This is a genomic window from Neorhizobium sp. DAR64860/K0K1, assembly GCF_050500205.1.
Taxonomy (GTDB): domain Bacteria; phylum Pseudomonadota; class Alphaproteobacteria; order Rhizobiales; family Rhizobiaceae; genus Neorhizobium; species Neorhizobium soli.
The window spans coordinates 565,244-585,465 of record NZ_CP191459.1 but is presented as its reverse complement, the minus strand read 5'-3'; the positions used below and the strand labels follow the sequence as shown (position 1 = coordinate 585,465).

Annotated in this window: 15 protein-coding genes; 9 read left to right on the top strand and 6 right to left on the bottom strand. The window is 61.6% G+C overall.

Annotation, left to right across the window (positions count from 1 at the left end; translation table 11 throughout):
* Window positions 1-30: 30 nt before the first annotated feature.
* The 7 genes from ACQY1J_RS07370 (at window position 31) to ACQY1J_RS07340 (ending at window position 11,780) form a co-directional block, all read left to right on the top strand.
* On the top strand, window positions 31-2,493 hold the full coding sequence (locus ACQY1J_RS07370) for a glycogen/starch/alpha-glucan phosphorylase (protein WP_184654406.1): 2,463 nt from the start codon (window positions 31-33) through the stop codon (window positions 2,491-2,493).
* Window positions 2,493-4,700 (top strand): 1,4-alpha-glucan branching protein GlgB, encoded by a 2,208-nt coding sequence (glgB, locus tag ACQY1J_RS07365; RefSeq protein WP_062582180.1) that lies wholly within the window; start codon window positions 2,493-2,495, stop codon window positions 4,698-4,700. Before ACQY1J_RS07370 ends, glgB begins: the two co-directional genes overlap by 1 nt.
* An 18-nt stretch (window positions 4,701-4,718) precedes the next feature.
* Window positions 4,719-5,981, top strand: coding sequence for a glucose-1-phosphate adenylyltransferase (glgC, locus tag ACQY1J_RS07360; protein WP_062461037.1), 1,263 nt, complete (start codon window positions 4,719-4,721; stop codon window positions 5,979-5,981).
* 13 nt (window positions 5,982-5,994) lie between these two features.
* A complete protein-coding gene (gene glgA, locus ACQY1J_RS07355; RefSeq protein WP_430251083.1) occupies window positions 5,995-7,440 on the top strand; it encodes a glycogen synthase GlgA in 1,446 nt (481 codons plus the stop codon).
* Window position 7,441: 1 nt separating this feature from the next.
* The gene (locus tag ACQY1J_RS07350; RefSeq protein ID WP_062582176.1) at window positions 7,442-9,070 is read left to right on the top strand and encodes an alpha-D-glucose phosphate-specific phosphoglucomutase; all 1,629 of its coding nucleotides are present in this window, start codon (window positions 7,442-7,444) and stop codon (window positions 9,068-9,070) included.
* 204 nt (window positions 9,071-9,274) lie between these two features.
* Window positions 9,275-11,218 carry a glycogen debranching protein GlgX gene (glgX, locus tag ACQY1J_RS07345; RefSeq protein WP_430251082.1) on the top strand — a complete coding sequence of 648 codons (1,944 nt, stop codon included), beginning with the start codon at window positions 9,275-9,277 and terminating at the stop codon, window positions 11,216-11,218.
* Between the two features lie 76 nt (window positions 11,219-11,294).
* A complete protein-coding gene (locus ACQY1J_RS07340; RefSeq protein ID WP_062461045.1) occupies window positions 11,295-11,780 on the top strand; it encodes a MaoC family dehydratase in 486 nt (161 codons plus the stop codon).
* Window positions 11,781-11,807: 27 nt separating this feature from the next.
* Here ACQY1J_RS07340 and ACQY1J_RS07335 read toward each other — a convergent pair whose 3' ends face one another.
* The 6 genes from ACQY1J_RS07335 to ACQY1J_RS07310 form a co-directional block, all read right to left on the bottom strand.
* Window positions 11,808-12,128 carry a hypothetical protein gene (locus ACQY1J_RS07335; protein ID WP_062461049.1) on the bottom strand — a complete coding sequence of 107 codons (321 nt, stop codon included), beginning with the start codon at window positions 12,126-12,128 and terminating at the stop codon, window positions 11,808-11,810.
* 75 nt (window positions 12,129-12,203) lie between these two features.
* On the bottom strand, window positions 12,204-12,758 hold the full coding sequence (locus tag ACQY1J_RS07330; protein ID WP_430251081.1) for a sarcosine oxidase subunit gamma: 555 nt from the start codon (window positions 12,756-12,758) through the stop codon (window positions 12,204-12,206).
* On the bottom strand, window positions 12,751-15,726 hold the full coding sequence (locus ACQY1J_RS07325; protein WP_430251080.1) for a sarcosine oxidase subunit alpha: 2,976 nt from the start codon (window positions 15,724-15,726) through the stop codon (window positions 12,751-12,753). Before ACQY1J_RS07325 ends, ACQY1J_RS07330 begins: the two co-directional genes overlap by 8 nt.
* Entirely contained in the window at window positions 15,723-16,079 is a 357-nt protein-coding gene (locus tag ACQY1J_RS07320) for a sarcosine oxidase subunit delta (RefSeq protein WP_062461058.1), read from the bottom strand. The genes ACQY1J_RS07325 and ACQY1J_RS07320 overlap by 4 nt, the downstream gene beginning before the upstream one ends.
* 19 nt (window positions 16,080-16,098) lie before the next feature.
* Window positions 16,099-17,352, bottom strand: a complete 1,254-nt coding sequence (locus ACQY1J_RS07315) for a sarcosine oxidase subunit beta family protein (RefSeq protein ID WP_430251079.1) — start codon at window positions 17,350-17,352, stop codon at window positions 16,099-16,101.
* A gap of 299 nt (window positions 17,353-17,651) precedes the next feature.
* The gene (locus ACQY1J_RS07310; RefSeq protein ID WP_184654413.1) at window positions 17,652-18,626 is read right to left on the bottom strand and encodes a zinc-binding dehydrogenase; all 975 of its coding nucleotides are present in this window, start codon (window positions 18,624-18,626) and stop codon (window positions 17,652-17,654) included.
* A 310-nt stretch (window positions 18,627-18,936) separates the two neighbouring features.
* On the opposite strand from ACQY1J_RS07310, the gene rpsU reads away from it, so the two are divergent.
* Together rpsU and ACQY1J_RS07300 are read left to right on the top strand one after the other, a co-directional pair.
* Window positions 18,937-19,185, top strand: coding sequence for a 30S ribosomal protein S21 (rpsU, locus tag ACQY1J_RS07305; protein ID WP_062461068.1), 249 nt, complete (start codon window positions 18,937-18,939; stop codon window positions 19,183-19,185).
* Between the two features lie 127 nt (window positions 19,186-19,312).
* Entirely contained in the window at window positions 19,313-20,209 is an 897-nt protein-coding gene (locus ACQY1J_RS07300; RefSeq protein ID WP_092659760.1) for a tetratricopeptide repeat protein, read from the top strand.
* Window positions 20,210-20,222: the final 13 nt, after the last annotated feature.

Genomic DNA, 20,222 nt, shown 5'->3' with positions numbered 1-20,222 from the left:
TCTCACGCTTAACCAGAAAGTTAGCGCGACATGGACAAGACCTCTTCTAACGTCGAACTCCCCTTTCCGGCACCACGCAGCTCCCGGCCTGAAATCATGGCGGAGGAGATCATCGAGCGCCTGACCTATCGGATCGGCAAGGATGCGCAGGTCGCCAAGCCGCATGACTGGCTGACAGCAACGATCCTGGTGGTGCGCGACCGCATTATCGACCGGTGGATGGATTCGACCCGCAAGGTCTACAAGACAGGCGAGAAGCGCGTTTACTATCTATCGCTGGAATTCCTGATCGGCCGCCTGATGCGCGATGCCGTCAGCAATCTCGGCCTGATGTCGGAAATTCGCGATGCGCTGACATCGCTCGGCGTCGATGTGGCTGTCATTGCCGGCCTCGAACCCGATGCAGCCCTCGGCAACGGCGGCCTCGGCCGTCTCGCCGCCTGTTTCATGGAGAGCATGGCAACCGTCGAGATCCCGGCCTATGGCTACGGCATCCGCTACGTCCACGGCCTGTTCCGTCAGCAGATGGCCGATGGCTGGCAGGTGGAACTGCCGGAAACCTGGCTCGCCCACGGCAACCCCTGGGAATTCGAGCGCCGCGAAAGCTCCTACGAAATCGGCTTCGGCGGCACGGTCGATACCGTCGGCGGTTACGACGATGCGCCGCGCTATGTCTGGAAGCCGGCCGAACGCGTCATCGCCATGGCCTACGACACCCCGATCGTCGGCTGGCGCGGCAAGCGCGTCAACACGCTGCGCCTCTGGTCGGCCCAGCCGATCGATCCGATCCTGCTCGATGCCTTCAATGCCGGTGACCACATCGGCGCGCTGCGCGAGAGCAACAAGGCCGAAAGCCTGACCCGCGTCCTCTACCCGGCCGATGCCAACCCGGCCGGCCAGGAACTGCGCCTGCGCCAGGAATTCTTCTTCTCGTCCGCCTCGCTTCAGGACATCCTGCGCCGCCACCTGCAGCAATATCCGGATTTCACCAATCTTCCCGACAAGGTCGCGATCCAGCTCAACGACACCCACCCGGCGATCTCGATCGGCGAACTGATGCGCCTTCTGGTCGACATCCACGGCGTGGATTTCGACGAGAGCTGGGAAATCGTCCGCAAGACCTTCTCCTACACCAACCACACGCTTCTGCCCGAGGCGCTGGAAAGCTGGCCGGTACCGTTGTTCGAGCGCCTGCTGCCGCGCCACATGCAGCTCGTCTATGCGATCAACACCAAGATCTTGCTCGAAGCGCGCAAGCTGAAGAATTTCTCCGAAACCCAGATCCGTTCGATCTCGCTGATCGACGAGGGCGGCGAGCGCCGCGTGCGCATGGGCAACCTTGCCTTTGTCGGCTCGCATTCGATCAACGGCGTCTCGGCCCTGCATACGGACCTGATGAAGGTCACTGTGTTCCAGGACCTGCACACGCTCTATCCCACCCGCATCAACAACAAGACCAACGGCATCACCCCTCGCCGCTGGCTGATGCAGTGCAATCCGGGCCTCACTTCGCTGATCCAGGACGCCATCGGCGACAAATTCCTTGATGACACCGAGGCGCTGACAGATCTTGAGAAATTCTCAAGCGACAGCTCGTTCCAGGACAAGTTTGCGGCGATCAAGCGCACCAACAAGATCGCACTTGCCAATCTGGTCGGCAGCCGCATGGGCATCAGGCTCGATCCGTCGGCCATGTTCGACATCCAGATCAAGCGCATCCACGAATACAAGCGCCAGCTCCTCAACATCATCGAGGCGGTAGCGCTCTACGACCAGATCCGCTCGCATCCGGAACTTGACTGGGTGCCGCGTGTCAAACTGTTCGCCGGCAAGGCGGCGCCGAGCTATCACAACGCCAAGCTGATCATCAAGCTCGCCAACGATGTGGCTCGCGTCATCAACAACGACCCGTCGGTGCGCGGCCTCCTGAAGATCGTCTTCGTGCCGAACTACAACGTGTCTCTCGCCGAGATCATGGTCCCCGCGGCCGATCTTTCCGAGCAGATCTCGACGGCCGGCATGGAAGCGTCGGGAACCGGCAACATGAAGTTTGCCCTGAACGGGGCACTGACGATCGGCACGCTCGACGGCGCCAATGTCGAAATGCGCGACCATGTCGGGGAAGACAACATCGTCATCTTCGGCCTGAAAGCCGACGAGGTGCAGAAGGTCCGCGACGAGGGCCACGATCCCCGCGCCGTTATCGACCAGTCTCCGGAACTTGCACAGGCCCTGAATGCCATCGCGACAGGCGTGTTTTCGCCGGATGACCGGTCGCGTTTCACGGTCCTGATGGACGGGATCTACAATCACGACTGGTTCATGGTTGCCGCCGACTTCGATGCCTATGCAGCAGCGCAGCGCAGCGTTGACCAAATCTGGTCGGACCCTAAATCATGGTATTCGAAGACTATTCTCAACACCGCCCGCATGGGTTGGTTCTCCTCCGATAGAACCATTCGCCAATACGCGTCGGAAATCTGGAGAGCCTGATGACAAAAGCGCCGCGTACGCTCGATGACGGGAGAGCTCCTGGAGAAATCCCGTTATCCGAGATCGAGGCGATTTTGGAAGGCAGGCATACAAACCTCTTTGCCGTTCTCGGCCTGCACAAGGTCGGGGACGTCTACAGGGTCCGCTGTTTCATCCCCGGCGCCGAGGCCGTCACGGCCACGGCGCTGAACGGCACGGAACTGGGGGAACTCACCTGCCGCCACGAAGCCGGTTATTTCGAAGGCATCGTCTCCGCCTCGCAACGCCAGCCCGTCCGTTACCGCGCCCGCCGCGGTGATGACGAGTGGGCGGTGACGGACCCCTACTCGTTCGGCCCGGTTCTGGGACCGATGGACGATTATTTCGTCCGCGAGGGATCGCATCTGCGCCTGTTCGACAAGATGGGCGCCCATCCGATGAAGCACGAGGGCGTAGAGGGATATCACTTCGCCGTCTGGGCACCGAATGCCAAGCGCGTCTCTGTCGTTGGCGATTTCAACACCTGGGATGGCCGCCGCCACATCATGCGGCTGCGTCAAGACACCGGCATCTGGGAAATCTTCGCGCCCGATATCCTGGCTGGCACCCCCTACAAGTTCGAGATCGTCGGCAGCGACGGCGAGGTCCTGCCCCTCAAGGCCGACCCTTACGCCCGGCGAGCCGAAATGCGCCCGAAGACGGCGTCCGTCACCACGCCGGAACTGGTGCAGAAGTGGGATGACGAAGCCCACCGCGAATTCTGGGAAAAGGCCGATCATCGCCGTCAGGCGATCTCGATCTACGAAGTGCACGCCGGGTCATGGCGCCGCAAGCAGGATGGTTCGTTCCTCTCCTGGGACGAACTTGCCGCCGAACTCATTCCCTACTGCACCGACATGGGTTTTACCCATATCGAATTCCTTCCGATCACCGAACATCCCTATGATCCGTCCTGGGGCTACCAGACCACCGGTCTCTACGCGCCATCGGCGCGTTTCGGGGAGCCGGAAGGCTTTGCCCGCTTCGTCAACGGCTGCCACAAGGTCGGCATCGGCGTCATCCTCGACTGGGTGCCCGCCCACTTCCCGGTCGACGCGCACGGGCTTCGCCATTTCGACGGCACCGCACTCTACGAGCATGAAGATCCGCGCCAGGGTTTCCACCCCGACTGGAACACGGCGATCTACAATTTCGGCCGACTGGAAGTCCTGTCCTACCTCGTCAACAACGCGCTCTACTGGTCGGAAAAATTCCACCTCGATGGCCTGCGTGTCGATGCGGTTGCCTCGATGCTCTATCTCGACTATTCCCGCCGCGAGGGCGAATGGGTGCCGAACGAATATGGCGGCCGCGAGAACCTGGAATCTGTCCGCTTCCTGCAGAAGATGAATTCGCTTTCCTACGGCAATCATCCCGGTGTGATGACCATTGCCGAAGAATCCACATCCTGGCCCAAAGTCTCGGCGCCGGTCCACGAAGGCGGTCTCGGCTTCGGGTTCAAGTGGAACATGGGTTTTATGCACGACACGCTGAGCTATCTCGCGCGCGAGCCTGTTCACCGCAAGCATCACCACAGCGCCATCACCTTCGGCATGGTCTACGCCTATTCCGAAAACTTCGTCCTGCCGCTCAGCCATGACGAAGTCGTGCACGGCAAGGGGTCGCTGATCGCCAAGATGGCCGGCGACGACTGGCAGAAATTCGCCAATCTGCGCGCCTATTACGGGTTCATGTGGGGTTATCCCGGCAAGAAGCTGCTGTTCATGGGCCAGGAATTTGCCCAGTGGAGCGAATGGAGCGAGGAGCGGTCGCTGGACTGGAACCTGCTGCAATACAGCCCGCACGAAGGCATGCGCCGTCTCGTCCGCGATCTGAACTTCTGCTACCGCTCCAAGCCCGCCCTGCATGCCCGCGATTGCGAGAGCGAAGGGTTCCGCTGGCTGATTGCCGATGATGCCGAAAACTCCGTGTTTGCCTGGCTGCGTATGGCGCCGGGGGAAAAGCCGGTGGCGGTGATCACGAATTTCACCCCGGTCTACCGGGAAAATTACCGTATTCCCTTGCCAAGCGAGGGCAGATGGCGGGAAATCCTCAACACCGATGCCGAGATCTATGGCGGCACCGGCAAGGGGAATGGCGGACGCGTGCAGGCGGTGAATGCGGGAGGAACGATCACCGCCGACATCACGTTGCCGCCTCTGGCGACGATCATGCTGGAATTGCAATAACGACCGGGAGGGAGAACCATGAACGACAAACGCATACAGCCACTCTCACGCGACGCGATGGCCTATGTACTGGCCGGCGGCCGCGGCAGTCGCCTGAAAGAACTGACGGATCGGCGTGCAAAGCCAGCGGTCTACTTCGGCGGCAAGGCGCGCATCATCGATTTCGCGCTGTCGAACGCGCTGAATTCCGGCATCCGCCGCATCGGCGTTGCGACCCAGTACAAGGCGCATTCGCTGATCCGCCACATGCAGCGCGGCTGGAACTTCCTGCGTTCAGAGCGCAATGAAAGCTTCGACATCCTGCCCGCCTCCCAGCGCGTTTCGGAAACGCAATGGTATGAAGGCACGGCCGACGCAGTGTTCCAGAACATCGACATCATCGAAGGCTACGCGCCGGAATACATGGTCATCCTTGCCGGCGACCACGTCTACAAGATGGACTACGAGTACATGCTGCAGCAGCACGTGAACTCCGGCGCCGACGTCACCGTCGGTTGCCTCGAGGTTCCGCGCATGGAAGCCACGGGCTTCGGCGTCATGCATGTCAACGAGAAGGACGAGATCATCGATTTCGTCGAAAAGCCGGCCGACCCGCCGGGAATTCCCGGCAATCCCGATTTCGCGCTGGCCTCGATGGGCATCTACGTCTTCCACACCAAATTTCTGATCGAAGCGCTGAAGCGCGACGCGGAAGCCGAAGGCTCCAGCCGGGACTTCGGCAAGGATATCATTCCCTATATCGTCGAGCACGGGAAGGCCGTCGCGCACCGCTTTGCCGATAGCTGCGTCCGGTCCGATTTCGAGCGCGAGCCCTACTGGCGCGATGCAGGGACGGTGGACGCATACTGGCAGGCCAATATCGACCTGACAGAAATCGTCCCCGGTCTCGATCTCTACGACAAGTCCTGGCCGATCTGGACCTTCGGCGAAATCACGCCGCCCGCAAAGTTCGTGCATGACGACGAAAACCGCCGCGGGTCCGCAACATCCTCGGTCATTTCCGGCGACTGCATAATTTCCGGTTCGTCGCTCAACCGAAGCCTTCTCTTCACCGGCGTGCGTGCCAATTCCTATTCCAAGCTCGAAGGCGCGGTTGTGCTGCCGAACGTGCGGATCGGACGACGCGCCCAGCTTCGCGACGTCATCATCGACCACGGCGTGACCATTCCGGAAGGCCTGATCGTCGGAGAGGATCCCGAACTCGATGCCAAGCGCTTCCGCCGCACCGAGAGCGGTATCTGCCTGATCACCCAGGCGATGATCGACAAGCTCGAGCTGTGAACGGGATCCTCCGATGAATGTTCTGTCGGTCGCGTCCGAAGTCTTTTCGCTGGTAAAAACCGGCGGCCTCGCCGATGTGGCCGGCGCACTGCCGCTGGCACTCAAGAGCCAGGGCGTCTCGATGAAGACCCTGATGCCGGGCTATCCGGCTGTCATGCGGGTGCTGAAGGATGCAAAACTCGTCATGAGTTTCGACGACCTTCTCGGTGCCAGTGCCGATATCCTCGAAGTCACGCACCAGGGGCTAGACCTCCTGGTGCTCGACTGCCCCATGTTCTTCGACAGGCCGGGCGGCCCCTATCTCGATCAGACGGGCAAGGACCATCCCGACAACTGGAGACGCTTCGCGGCGCTGTCCAAGGCGGGTGCGATCATTGCGCAGGACGGCATCGCGGGCTGGAAGCCCGACATCGCACATGTGCACGACTGGCAGGCAGCCATGCTTCCGGCCTTTATGCGCTACTCGGAAACGCCTGAAATCCCGACGCTGATCACCATTCACAACATCGCGTTCCAGGGCATGTTCGGCGCCGATATCTTCCCCTTTCTCGGCCTGCCTGACCATGCCTTCGCCATGGACGGGATCGAATATTTCGGCGGCATCAGCTATCTGAAAGCCGGGCTGGAGACGAGCTGGGCAATCTCCACCGTTTCTCCCTCCTATGCCGAGGAAATTCTGAGCGGCGAATACGGCATGGGGCTCGAGGGTCTACTCTCCCGCCGCTCCGTGGATCTGACGGGTATCGTCAACGGCATCGACGCTGAAATCTGGGACCCGGAAACCGACATCAACCTGCACACCCGCTACGGTGCCGGCAGCCTCAAGAGCCGCGCCGCCAACAAGCGGGCGATCGAGGAGCGGTTCGGCCTCGTCGAAAGCGACGGTCTGCTGTTTTGCGTCATCTCCCGCCTCACCTCGCAGAAGGGCATGGATCTGCTGGCGCAGGAGATCGACAACCTTGTCGAAGCCGGCGGCAGGCTGGCGGTGCTCGGCTCCGGCGATCAGGCACTCGAAACCGCATTCCACGCCGCTGCAGGCCGCCATCCGGGCAGCGTTTCGGTTCTGACTACCTATGACGAGCCGCTGTCTCACCTGCTTCAGGGCGGCTCCGATGCCATCATTATCCCCTCCCGGTTCGAGCCGTGTGGCCTCACCCAGCTCTACGGTCTGCGTTACGGCTGCATCCCGGTCGTTGCCCGCACCGGTGGCCTCAACGACACGGTAATCGACGCTAGCCCCGCCGCACTCGCTGCGAAGGCCGCAACCGGTGTCTCCTTCGGCCCGGCAACAGCCGACAATCTTGGCCGCGCCCTGCGCCGCGCCATCCGTCTCTACAAGGACCCTGATGTCTGGACGGAAATGCAGAAGCAGGGCATGAAATCCGACGTTTCCTGGAACAGGAGTGCTGGCCTCTACGCCGCGCTCTATTCCGACCTACTTGCAAGAAAAGGCATTTGAGATGATCAAAACCGTATCGACCACGCCCTATCAGGATCAGAAGCCTGGGACCTCCGGCCTGCGCAAGAAGGTGCCCGTCTTCGCTCAGGAAAATTACGCCGAGAACTTCATCCAGGCGATCTTCGACAGCCTCGAGGGGTTTGAAGGCAAGACGCTGGTGATCGGCGGCGACGGCCGCTATTACAACCGCGAAGTCATCCAGAAGGCGATCAAGATGGCCGCGGCTTCCGGCTTCGGCAAGGTCATGGTCGGCCAGGGCGGTATCCTGTCGACGCCGGCCGCCTCCAACATCATTCGCAAATACCACGCCTTCGGCGGCCTGATCCTGTCGGCCAGCCACAACCCCGGCGGCCCGAACGAAGATTTCGGCATCAAGTACAACACCGGCAATGGCGGCCCGGCGCCTGAAAAGATCACCGACGCGATCTTTGCCCGCACCAAGGTGATCGACACCTACAAGATCGTCGACTCCGCCGATATCGACCTCGACGAAGTCGGAACGTTCAAGATCTCCGGAATGGAAGTCCAGGTCATCGATCCGGTCGCTGACTATGCCGAACTGATGGAGCAGCTATTCGATTTCGTGGCAATCCGCGCCCTGCTTGCGAGCGGCGTCCGCATTGCTATCGATTCGATGGGCGCCGTCACAGGCCCCTATGCCGTGGAAATCTTCGAGAACCGGCTTGGCGCGCCCGAGGGCTCGGTACGCAACGCGATCCCGCTTCCCGACTTCGGCGGTCATCATCCGGACCCGAACCTTGTCCATGCCAAGGAACTCTATGACGACGTGATGAGTAAGAGCGGCCCGCATTTCGGTGCCGCCTCCGATGGCGACGGCGACCGCAACATGGTCGTCGGCAAGGGCATGTTCGTGACACCGTCGGACAGCCTGGCGATCATCGCAGCAAACGCGACGCTCGCACCGGGCTACGCCAAGGGTATTGCAGGCATTGCCCGTTCGATGCCGACAAGTGCGGCAGCCGACCGCGTGGCCGAAAAGCTGAAGATCGGCATGTACGAAACGCCGACCGGCTGGAAGTTCTTCGGCAATCTGCTCGATGCCGGCAAGGCCACCGTCTGCGGCGAGGAAAGCTTCGGCACCGGTTCCGACCACGTGCGCGAAAAGGACGGCCTCTGGGCGGTTCTGTTCTGGCTGAATATCATGGCAGCCAGAAACGAGAGCGTCGCTGAAATCGTCAAGTCGCATTGGGCCGAATACGGCCGCAACTACTATTCCCGCCACGACTACGAGGAAGTGGATTCGGATGCAGCGAACGCTCTCGTGGCGGCCCTGCGCGAAAAGCTCCCGACGCTCCCCGGCCAGACCTTCGGCGCACTCAAGGTCGAATTTGCTGACGATTTCGCCTATCTCGACCCGATCGACGGCTCCGTTTCGAAGAACCAGGGCATCCGCATCCTGTTCGAAGGTGGCTCCCGCGTCGTGTTCCGCCTGTCGGGCACCGGCACGTCGGGTGCGACGATCCGCGTCTATGTCGAGCGCTACGAACCCGATGCCAGCCGCCACGACATCGAGACCCAGACGGCGCTCGCCGACCTGATCGCAGTGGCAGACGAGATTTCGGATCTCAAGAAGCGGTCCGGCCGGGATGCCCCGACGGTGATCACCTGATCGAGGCTGCCGGGTGACATTGCCCCTCATCCGGCGACAGCAACCTTCTCCCCGCATTCGGGGAGAAGGATTTGCCGCAGCGACACGGGACCCTACTTCCATAGGACACGTCTCTTCTTCCCACCAAGCGGAGAGAAGGCAGGCTGATTGTCAGCCGCGAACGCAGGGTCGCTGGCGAAATGGATGAGCGATAAGGAACCCGATATGTCTCACGCACACGCTCAAAGACGCGGCGCTGTTCTCCTGGATAAGATGGCGGAATTCTCGGTCTGGTCGCAGCATGCGGAAAAGATCGAACTCTGCCTGTTCGATGCCGATGGCGAGACCGAAACCGCCCGCCACCCGATGACGCGCGGCGACGACAACCTTTACCGCATCGACCTTCCCTCGATCAGACCCGGCCAGCGCTATGGTTTTCGTGCGCATGGCATCTACGATCCGGATAAAGGCCTCTGGTTCGACCCGTCGAAACTGCTTGTCGACCCCTACGCCAAAGAACTCGACCGCCCCTTCGTCTACGATCCGAACCTCTCGAAGTTCAACTTCGACACGGCCGGCCTGGTGCCCAAGGCGATCGTCACGGAGCACGTCGCAGCCAAGATCGAGGCGCCGCGGTTTAACGCCGGCGGACTGATCTACGAAGTCGCCGTAAAACCCTTCACCATTCTCCACCCCGACGTGCCGGAAGATATCCGCGGCACGGTCGCGGCGCTCGCGCATCCAGCGATCATCGCCCATCTCAAAAGGATCGGCGTCGACGCGATCGAGCTGATGCCAATCACCGCCTGGATCGACGAACGGCACCTCCCGTCGCTGGGTCTCACCAACGGCTGGGGCTACAATCCCATCGCCTTCATGGCGCTCGACCCGCGCCTTTGCCCGGGCGGGGTTGAGGAACTGCGCGACACCGTCGCCACCCTGCACGAGGCCGGCATCGGCGTCATCCTCGATCTCGTGTTCAACCATTCGGGCGAAAGCGATCGCTACGGCGCAACCCTGTCGATGCGCGGGATCGACAACCTCTCCTATTATCGTCATGCGCAGGACGAGCCTGGCCTTCTCATCAACGACACCGGCACCGGCAACACGCTCGCCTGCGACCATCCCGAAGTCCGGCGCCTGATCGTCGATACGCTGCGCCATTTCGTCATTCATGCAGGCGTCGACGGCTTCCGCTTCGATCTGGCGCCGATCCTCGGTCGCACCTCGAACGGTTTCGACGCCGATAGCGAAACGCTGACCGCGATGCTCGAAGACGAGGTCCTGAAAGACCGCGTCATGATCGCCGAACCCTGGGATATCGGCCCCGGCGGCTATCAGCTCGGCAATTTTCCGGAAAAATTCCTTGAGTGGAACGACCGCGCCCGCGACGACATCCGCCGTTACTGGCGCGGCGACGAGTGGACGATAGGCGCGCTCGCCACCCGGCTTGCCGGCTCGTCTGACCTTTTCTCCGGACACACGCGCACGGTCAATTTCCTCGCCGCCCATGACGGCTTCACGCTGATGGATCTCGTGTCCAACGAGCACAAACACAATGAGGCGAACGGCGAAGACAACCGCGACGGTCACGGCGACAACATGTCCTGGAACAACGGCACCGAAGGCGTGACCCGCGACCGCGATATCCTCGCCGGCCGTCGAAGGGACGCCGAAGCCCTGCTCTCGACGCTGTTTGCCAGCCGAGGCACGATCATGCTGACGATGGGCGACGAGGCCGGTCGCTCCCAGCTCGGCAACAACAACGCCTACGCGCAGGATAACGAGATCACCTGGATGGACTGGGCAACGCTCGACGAGGCGCTGGTCGAGCACACGGCAATGCTTTCAGCCCTCCGCAAACGGTTCTCCGTATTCTCCGAAACCAGCCTGCTCACGGGCGATGGCGATATCGAATGGATCTCGCCAAGCGGCCAGCCGATGCAGGTGTCCGACTGGGAAAACCCCGCTAATCAGGTCCTCGGTTTCATGCTCAAAACCGACGATGCAACGACCGGAAAAGCCACGCGGCTCGCCATCATCATCAACCGCGGCCACACCCCGCAAACCTTCGGCCTTCCCGGCCCGAACTGGCGTTGTTATCCTGATAACCAGCCGTGGGATACGGCACTTGCCCCCCGGTCGGTCCGCTTTTGCATCGAAAATTGATGCACTGCAAAAACCTGTCGCCAAGTCCTTCAAAGCCTGTAAGAGTCCGCATCACAACCAACGGAAAGAGCAGCGCATGCGTGAAATTTCCCTCGCCGATGTTGCAGGACTGGTCGGTCAGGAACTGGGTGTTTCCGACTGGATTACCGTCAACCAGACAATGATCGACCAGTTCGCCGATGCGACGCTCGATCACCAGTTTATCCACGTGGATCCAGAGCGCGCCAAGGCCGAAAGCCCATTCGGCGGCACCATCGCCCACGGCTTTCTGTCGCTGTCGCTGCTGTCGGCCATGAACTACGAGACCATGCCGAAAATCCGCGAACAGACGATGGGGATCAACTACGGGTTCGACAAGGTCCGCTTCATGTCGCCCGTCAAGAGCGGCGCGCGGGTCCGCGGCCACTTCACGCTGGCCGACAGCCGATTCCGCGGCGCCGGCATGCTGATGACCACCTACGAGGTTTCGATCGAGATCGAGAACGAGAAAAAGCCGGCACTGACCGCCACCTGGATCACCATCGTCCAGTTCGACCCGAAGGATCGGCCGGAAGACGCCTGAGTTACCTCCCGTTCATCTCCTGTCGCGTCATCCCAATTCCAGCATCAGCAACCCGATGAGCGGCGGCAAGGCGGCACCGATGAGAAGGGGCGCCGTCCGGGATGCCGTCAGCCCCAGCGCAGAACCGGAAACCCCGGCCGCGATCAACCCGGCGATCGGCATCGACAGACTGCGGTCGATCCCCGGCACGAGCGAAGCCAGTAGCGCCGCAATGACCGCTACTCCGCCGACCAGAATGCCCTTCCACAGCTCGACCCCCGAAAGCTTTGCAGCCACCGCGCCCCCGGCGATGGCGGCAGCGATCCCGAGCAAGACCCACTGAATATCCGGCCAACCAGCGTCCACCATAAAAAACCCTCCCATTCTGCAATGGGAGGGTGCGGTATTGTCGAACCCAGTTCAAGTGAGGCGATGGTCGAAGAGCTAGAGCGCAGCGTCTTTCGCGCCCTCCGAGAGAAGGCCGAAGGCGTAGTCGGAAAACGACCGCCAGACTTCCATTCGGAACGCCTCCTCGCCCGTGCGCAGAAGCACCACTTCCACCTTGCCAAACAGCGTGCGCGAGCAGGCACCGACCGGAAAGACTGAAAGCGACAGATCCTGCGGGCAACCCGTGTTGATCGCGGCCTCCGCACCCGGACCCGAAATCAGGATCGCGGTGTTGCGGTGCGACACGTCGGTCGCCGAATGCAGCACGCCGGAATTTGCGGCAGCGGTCATCAGGCCGCTTTCGCTTTCGTCGATCACCAGCCACTCGTCCGGTCCGAGCCATAGCGCGGTGCGGCCATTGGCGGATGCGGACGTCTTCGGCCTTGTCGGCAGATCGACGCCGAGCGAGCCTGAAAGTGCTGAGACATCCTCCGCCTTCGCCCGCAGCGAAATGCGGCCGGCCGGAGCTGCCGGTTCGAGCCGGACGACGGAAGATCCGCCGTGAAAACCGGTCATCGGGACTACGCGCTGAGCCATTGCAAAATCAGCCATTGATGCGGCCTCCTTCCTTGTCGAAGAACACCATGTCGGTCACTTCCACCGAAATCGTCCTGTCGGCCATCGGCACGTAGAGCGTGCTGCCCATCTTTGCGCGTCCGCCGGCAACCAGCGCGATCGCGATCGATCGGCCGAGAGTTTCCGACCAGTAGGACGAGGTCACATGGCCGAGCATGGTCATCGGCTTCGGCTGGTTCGGATCGGCAACGATCTGCGCGCCCTCTTCCAGCACATCCTTCGGATCCTTGGTGAACAGGCCGACCAGCTGCTTGCGTCCCTCGCGCACAAGGTCCGGACGCTTCAGCCCTCTGATGCCGACGAAATCGGTCTTCTTCTTCGAGACAGCCCAGCCATAACCGGAATCGTCAGGGGTGACCGTGCCGTCCGTATCCTGGCCGACGATGATATAGCCCTTTTCGGCGCGGAGAACGTGCATGGTTTCCGTGCCGTAGAGGCAGGCCCCCATCGATTGCGCGCGTTCCCAGATCGCCTTCCAAACCGCCGCCCCGAAATCGGCGGGCACATTGACTTCAAACCCGAGCTCGCCGGTAAACGACATGCGGAACAACCGCCCGGGCACGCCCATGATCGTGCATTCGGCAACGCTCATATGCGGGAAGGCTTCGTTGGAAATATCGAGCCCTTCGATGAAGGGCGCAATGATTTCTCGCGCTTTCGGACCCTGAACCGCAATCACTGCCCATTGTTCGGTGGTCGATGTCAGCCATACGTTGAGATGCGGGAATTCCGTCTGCAGATAGTCTTCCATATGCTGCAGCACCCGCGGCGCGCCGCCGGTCGTGGTCGTCACATGGAAACGGTCTTCCGCCAGGCGCCCGACGACGCCGTCGTCATAGATGAACCCGTCTTCCCGTGTCATGATGCCGTAACGGCTCTTGCCGGGTTTCAGCGTATCCCAGGCGTTGGTGTAGAGCAGGTTGAGGAATTTTGCCGCATCCGGGCCGACCACCTCGATCTTGCCGAGCGTCGAGGCATCAAACACGCCGCCGACCTCACGCACGGTTCTGCACTCGCGGTTGACGGCTGCGTGCATGTCTTCACCGCGCTTTGGAAAATACCAGGCGCGCTTCCAGTTGCCGACATCCTCGAACTCGGCGCCTTCGGAAGCTTCAAGCGCATGCATCGGCGTCTTGCGGGCCGGATCGAACAGGTCGCCGCGCGAATGGGCGATCAGCGTGCCGTAAGTCACAGGCGTATACGGCGCCCGGAACGTGGTGAGGCCCACCTGCGGGATCGGCCGGTCGAGCATTTCCGACGCGATGGCGAGGCCATGCATGTTGGAAAGCTTACCCTGATCGGACGCCATGCCATTGGTGGTGAAGCGCTTGATATGCTCGATCGAATGCATGCCTTCGCGCACCGCAAGACGGATGTCCTTGGCGGTCACGTCATGCTGGAAATCGACGAAGGCCTTGACCGCATCATCAGGTCCAGCCCCTTCCGCCGCGCCGATCATGCCGCCGGTCCATTCGAACCGGTTTTCGCCAGAAACCACAGCTGTACCGCCGCCTGCGGCAATCGCCTCGTCGATCATATCTGCCAGATCGTCCGTTCCGTTGCAGGCCCCGACCGAGATACAGTTCTGGGCATAGATATCCGGCAGGAACCGCTGGTTTGCCTCGTCGAACCGCAATTTTCCGCGCGACTGCGAGAACAGATGCACGGACGGAGTCCAGCCCGCCGAGATGAGCAGCGCGTCGACCTTGATCTTGCGGACATTGGCGCCGCCATTGCGGGTGACGGTGATGGAGTTGATCCGCAGCCGGCCGGACGTGTCGGTCACGGCATGGCCTGTCAGCACGTCGATCCCGAGCGCACGTGCCTCGGCCAGCACACCATCGCCCGGATGGCTGCGGCTGTCGATGATCGCCGCGATCGAGACACCCGCCCGCTTCAAGTCGAATGCCGCCTCATAGGCGCTGTCATGCGCGGTATAGACGCCGACATTACGCCCGACAGCAACGCCGTGATGGTTGAGAAAACTGCGCGCGGCAGACGCCAGCATGATGCCCGGCCGGTCGTTGTTGGCAAACACCATATGCCGTTCGATCGAGCCGGTCGCCAGCACGACCTTTTTGGCACGCACCTGCCAGAGACGCTCACGCGGCAGATCCCTGCCCGGCAGCGCCACATGGTCGGTCACCCGTTCCACGAGGCCGAGGAAACCGTGGTTGTAATAGCCAAACACAGTGGTGCGGGTGAGCACCGTGACATTGGGCATCGCCTTCAGCTTTGCAGCCATGGCCTGTGCCCAGTCGAAACCGTTCTGGCCGTCGATCACCGTGGAACTGTCGAAATGCAGCGCACCGCCGACTTCCGGCTGTTCGTCGACGAGAATGACCTTTTTGCCCGTCGCCGCCGCCGAAAGTGCCGCCGTCAGGCCGGCGACACCGGCGCCTGCAATCAACACGTCGCAATGCACGTAGCGGCTGGCATAGTGATCGGGATCCGCTTCCTTCGGCGCTTCGCCCAGACCCGCAGCGCGACGGATGATCGGCTCATAGAGTTTGTGCCAGGCTTCCCGCGGCCACATGAAGGTCTTGTAGTAGAAACCTGCGGCAAAGAACGGCGACAGCATGTCGTTGAACGCGCCGATATCGTATTTAAGCGACGGCCAGCGGTTCTGCGAGGCGATCTTTGCGCCATCGAACACTTCCTGCACCGTGGCGCGCACGTTCGGCTGACGGCGAGCAGCATCGCGCGACACGTCGAGCAGCGCATTCGGCTCTTCCGGACCTGATGTCAGGATGCCGCGCGGGCGGTGGTATTTGAACGAGCGGCCGAGCAGATGCACGCCATGCGCCAGAAGCGCTGACGCGACCGTATCGCCCTCCAGCGCCGTGTAACTTTTGCCGTCGAAGGTGAAGCGCGCGGTGCGGGCCGGCGTATGACGGCCGGCGCCCTTGATGCGGAATTCGCCCGAGTTGGAGGAAGAACTCATCTTGCGTCTCCTTCCGTAGCTTCCCAGGTTTCGACGGTCTTTTCCTCGGCAATCGCCGCCGCCTTGCTTGCGACCGGGATCGGCTGTTTCGGCAGACCTGCCTTGTAGGTCATCAGGAACCTGTCGCTCACCGTATCGCGGGCCGCGTTGAAGAAGCGGCCGCAGCCGTGAATATGCCGCCACCGTTCATAGGTGAGACCCTTCTCGTTGTTGCGCAGGAAGAAGAACTCCGCGAACTCCTCGTCGGAAATTGCCGCGATATTCTCCGGCCGGGCGATATGCGCCTCGCCGGCCCAGCGGAACTCCAGTTCCGAGCGATCTTCTTCGCAATAGGGGCAGTGGATCAAAAGCATCTGGTCTATCCCCTCACTATCAGTGCGCGACGGCAGCAGCTGCCGCCTCGTCGATCAGCCGGCCCGTGCGGAACCGGTCGAGATTGAGACCCGACGCCAGTTTATGCGGTTCGCCCTTGGCGATCAGATGCGCAAACAGGTTGGCCGAGCCGGGCGTCGCCTTAAAGCCGCCGGTACCCCAGCCGCAGTTGACGAAAAGTCCAGGAACCGGCGTGACACCCTGGATCGGCGACCTGTCCGGCGTGTTGTCGGTAATGCCGCCCCACTGCCGCATCATCTTGACCCTGCGGAAGATCGGAAACAGTTCGCAGATCGCATCGAGCGTATGGGTGATGATCTGCAGGCCGCCGGTCTGCGAGTATGAATTATACTGGTCGGTACCGGCGCCGATCACCAGCTCGCCCTTGTCGGACTGCGAGATATAGGCATGCACCGTGTTCGACATGACGACGCAAGGGAAGATGGGTTTCAGCGGTTCCGACACCAGCGCCTGCAGCGGGTTGGAATGCAGGGGCACGCGAACGCCCGCCATTTCCATCACGACCGACGAATGGCCGGCAGCCGATACGCCGACCTTGTTGGCACCGATAAAGCCCTTGGAAGTCTCGACGCCCTGAACTTCGCCACCCGGTCCGCGGCGGATGCCGGTGACTTCGCAGTTCTGAATGATATGGACGCCGCGATCGGCCGCCGCGCGCGCATAGCCCCAGGCAACGGCATCGTGGCGGGCTGTGCCGCCGCGGCGCTGCAGGGCGGCGCCATTGATGGCGTAGCGTGCCGTCTTCGAAATATCGAGAACCGGCACGAAGGCCTTCGCCTGTTCCGGCGTCAGCCACTCGTTGTCGATGGCATAAAGCCTGTTGGCATTGATATGGCGTTTGAACGACTGCTGGTCATGGATGTTGTGCGACAGCATCATCACGCCGCGCGGCGAATACATGACGTTGTAGTTGAGCTCCTGGCTCAGGCCTTCCCACAGTTTGAGGGAATGCTCGTAGATGTCCATGCTCTCTTCGTAGAGATAGTTCGAGCGGATGATGGTCGTGTTGCGGCCGGTATTGCCGCCGCCGAGCCAGCCCTTCTCGATCACCGCGACATTGGTGATGCCGTGTTCCTTGGCGAGATAATAGGCGGCACCGAGACCATGACCGCCGGCACCGACGATGATGACGTCGTAAGAGCTGCGCGGCTCGGGAGAGGTCCACTGCGCCTCCCATCCCTTGTGGGCGCGCAGTGCCTCGCGGGCTATGGCGAAAACCGAATATTTGCGCATGAGGCCGCTTCTCCTTGATCCGCCGGTAAGGCTCTTGGGTAGAACCATACCCATCGCAAATCAATATGCGCCGCAATGGCCGTTTTGCGACGCCTCAGAGGATTGTTTCGACACACACGGAAAACAGGCCCGGGAACCTCGGACGAAAGGCCCGGCCGACGTTCATGTGACGACGGCGGAGGGAAGATGGGGTCGTGACGTTAGAGCGACCGGCCGTTAACGCGGCCACAGGCTTCCTGTGAAATTTGGAAAGACAGAAACCGGGGAAAGTTTCCCCGGTTTGTCATCGAGAGGCAAAATCAGGCCCGGAGCAGCACCTTGCCGGTGCGGCCGTGCTCGCCGGCTGCCTTGGCCGCCTTGGCGATGTCATCGAGACCAAAGACCTCGGAGACGGTGAGGGTCACGGTGCCGTTGGCGACCGCCTCGACAATCTCGCTGATATGGCTCTTCATCTTTTCCGCAGGAAGCTTGGGCGCGATCTTGGCGAGCCAGAAACCCTTGACCACAGCCTGCTTGAAAATCATGTCGCTGGCTGAAAGCTGCATCGGCGTTCCCGACATGAGTCCGAACGAGATCAGCAGGCCGTTTTCGCCAAGCACCGACAGCAGGTCTCCGGAGGCCGGGCCGCCGACGCCATCAACCCCCGCCTTGATCGCGGCTCCGCCCGAGAGCGCATTGACCGTCTCGCGCCATCCGGTCTGCGACGTCGAGACGACATTCTGGATGCCGAGATCCGCCAGTTCGCGCACCGCCTCGTCACGTCGGACGAGGTTGATGACATTGATCTGACGCGGCTTGGCAAACATCGCGAGCGTCTTGCCGACCGCACCATTGGCCGCGTTCTGGATGATCCAGTCACCTTTTTCGACACCCGCAAAATCGAGCAGTGTCAGGGCGCTGAGCGGCATCGAGATCAGCTGCGCGCCGGCCTCATCGGAAATCGAATCGGGAAGCGGCACGGCCGCCATGGCCGACGCGATATAATACTCCGCCCAGGTGCCCTGCCCTGAGGCCGCCACACGCTGCCCGACCTTCAGGTGCGAGACACCCTCGCCCAGCGCATCAACGATACCGGTTCCTTCGGTGCCGGCGACGGCGGGCAGGTCGGGCTTGTAGCCGTAATCGCCGGAAACCGTCAGAAGATCGTGGTTGTGGATCGCCGCCATCGACATGCGGATCCGGATCTGGCCGGGGCCGGGCTGCGGAATTGGGCGATCCTCGATCGACAGGACGGAAGACGGATCGCCGAAACTGGAATGAATGGCACTACGCATGAGATTTCTCCGTTCGGTCCCGCGTGGCTCGGCAGGACAAGGCTTGGGCCGGTTGGGAACAGGTTCCCGCATGGGCGCAAATCGACTATGGCTTGGTGGCGGATATAGGACATCGCTGGGCTGATATAACCCCGCGCGGAGCAGCGGCTGTAAAATTCTTGAGAAGCCCGCAGCCGCGGGTAGACTTTTGACATCTCCTCTGTTAAGTGCCTTCACCAATCGCTTCGGCTATCCGCCGGGCTCCGACATTCTTTCGCCTCGAATCCTGCAGATTCCCTGGCGATAACAAACCAAAGGAACGGGATTTCACGTGCAGGTACTTGTCCGCGACAACAACGTTGATCAGGCTCTCCGCGCTCTCAAGAAGAAGATGCAGCGCGAAGGCATTTTCCGTGAAATGAAGATGCGTGATTACTACGAAAAGCCTTCGGAAAAGCGCGCCCGCGAAAAGGCTGAAGCCGTTCGCCGCGTCCGCAAGCTGGCCCGCAAGCGCATGCAGCGCGAAGGTCTTCTTCCGGCAACGCCGCGCCCGGCAACCGCCCGTCCGGCTGCTCGTTGATCGGTCGTTTTTTCGACGTTTTCATGTGATTATGAGCGGTGGCGACATGGGCGCCGCCGCTTTTTTGATTCGGAACGGACGACATTCCGACACCGTTCTGCCGATCCCGACAGCCCGATACGAGGACATGCGCCTGATGGCCGCCAAGACTGCCGTTTTTTCCGATGGAACCCGAAACTCCGGCCATTCCTTGACCGTCGCCCCAATTCGCAAGGCCCTCGCTCCGATCGGTATCGTGGCAGTGCTCGCGCTGGCCGGCTGCTCGACGACCACGTCGACGGACATGATCAGCGTCGATCGCGCCCAGGGGTCGGAACAGAACATCTCGTCCCTGTCCTCCGTCATCAGCTCCAACCCGTCTGATCCGGAAGGCTACAACATCCGCGGGTCGGCCTATGGTCGCGCCGGCGAATTCAAGCGGGCGCTGGACGATTTCAATCGCGCGCTCCAGATCAATCCGCAGTTCTACCAGGCCTATGCGAACCGGGCGCTCGTCTATCGCAACATGGGCAAGCCTGTCGAAGCCGCGAACGATTACAACCGCGCGCTCCAGATCAATGCCAATTACGACGTAGCCCTGATCGGCCGCGGCAATATCTATCGCCAGGCCGGCCGCCTCAACGAAGCCTTCAGCGACTTCAACAAGGCAATCGATCTCGATACGACCGATGGTCGCGCTTATCACAACCGCGGCCTGATCTATCAGGCCCGCAATCAGCATGCGCAGGCGATCGACGACTTCTCCAAGGCGATCTCGCTCTCCTCCAGCTCGGCCGAGCCTTATAACGGTCGCGGCATCTCCTATCTCGCCATGAACGACGACGAGAATGCGTTTGCCGACTTCAACCGTGCCATCGAGCTGAACGACAAGCTTGCCGAATCCTGGGCCAACCAGGCACTGGTGTATGAGCATCGCGGCGACCGTGCCCGCGCCAACCGTTCGTTCTCGCATGCCGTCCGTCTGGACCCGAACTACAAGCCGGCCCAGGACGGCGCGGCACGTACGCGCGGCGGCAATAGCTAAGCGGAGCCATGAC

What these genes read in the sequence shown, in the direction of transcription:
- ACQY1J_RS07370 (WP_184654406.1), top strand. Translation starts at nt 31, where the DNA reads ATGGACAAGACCTCTTCTAACGTCGAACTCCCCTTTCCGGCACCACGC.
- glgB (WP_062582180.1), top strand. Translation starts at nt 2,493, where the DNA reads ATGACAAAAGCGCCGCGTACGCTCGATGACGGGAGAGCTCCTGGAGAA.
- glgC (WP_062461037.1), top strand. Translation starts at nt 4,719, where the DNA reads ATGAACGACAAACGCATACAGCCACTCTCACGCGACGCGATGGCCTAT.
- glgA (WP_430251083.1), top strand. Translation starts at nt 5,995, where the DNA reads ATGAATGTTCTGTCGGTCGCGTCCGAAGTCTTTTCGCTGGTAAAAACC.
- ACQY1J_RS07350 (WP_062582176.1), top strand. Translation starts at nt 7,442, where the DNA reads ATGATCAAAACCGTATCGACCACGCCCTATCAGGATCAGAAGCCTGGG.
- glgX (WP_430251082.1), top strand. Translation starts at nt 9,275, where the DNA reads ATGTCTCACGCACACGCTCAAAGACGCGGCGCTGTTCTCCTGGATAAG.
- ACQY1J_RS07340 (WP_062461045.1), top strand. Translation starts at nt 11,295, where the DNA reads ATGCGTGAAATTTCCCTCGCCGATGTTGCAGGACTGGTCGGTCAGGAA.
- ACQY1J_RS07335 (WP_062461049.1), bottom strand. Translation starts at nt 12,128, where the DNA reads ATGGTGGACGCTGGTTGGCCGGATATTCAGTGGGTCTTGCTCGGGATC.
- ACQY1J_RS07330 (WP_430251081.1), bottom strand. Translation starts at nt 12,758, where the DNA reads ATGGCTGATTTTGCAATGGCTCAGCGCGTAGTCCCGATGACCGGTTTT.
- ACQY1J_RS07325 (WP_430251080.1), bottom strand. Translation starts at nt 15,726, where the DNA reads ATGAGTTCTTCCTCCAACTCGGGCGAATTCCGCATCAAGGGCGCCGGC.
- ACQY1J_RS07320 (WP_062461058.1), bottom strand. Translation starts at nt 16,079, where the DNA reads ATGCTTTTGATCCACTGCCCCTATTGCGAAGAAGATCGCTCGGAACTG.
- ACQY1J_RS07315 (WP_430251079.1), bottom strand. Translation starts at nt 17,352, where the DNA reads ATGCGCAAATATTCGGTTTTCGCCATAGCCCGCGAGGCACTGCGCGCC.
- ACQY1J_RS07310 (WP_184654413.1), bottom strand. Translation starts at nt 18,626, where the DNA reads ATGCGTAGTGCCATTCATTCCAGTTTCGGCGATCCGTCTTCCGTCCTG.
- ACQY1J_RS07300 (WP_092659760.1), top strand. Translation starts at nt 19,313, where the DNA reads ATGCGCCTGATGGCCGCCAAGACTGCCGTTTTTTCCGATGGAACCCGA.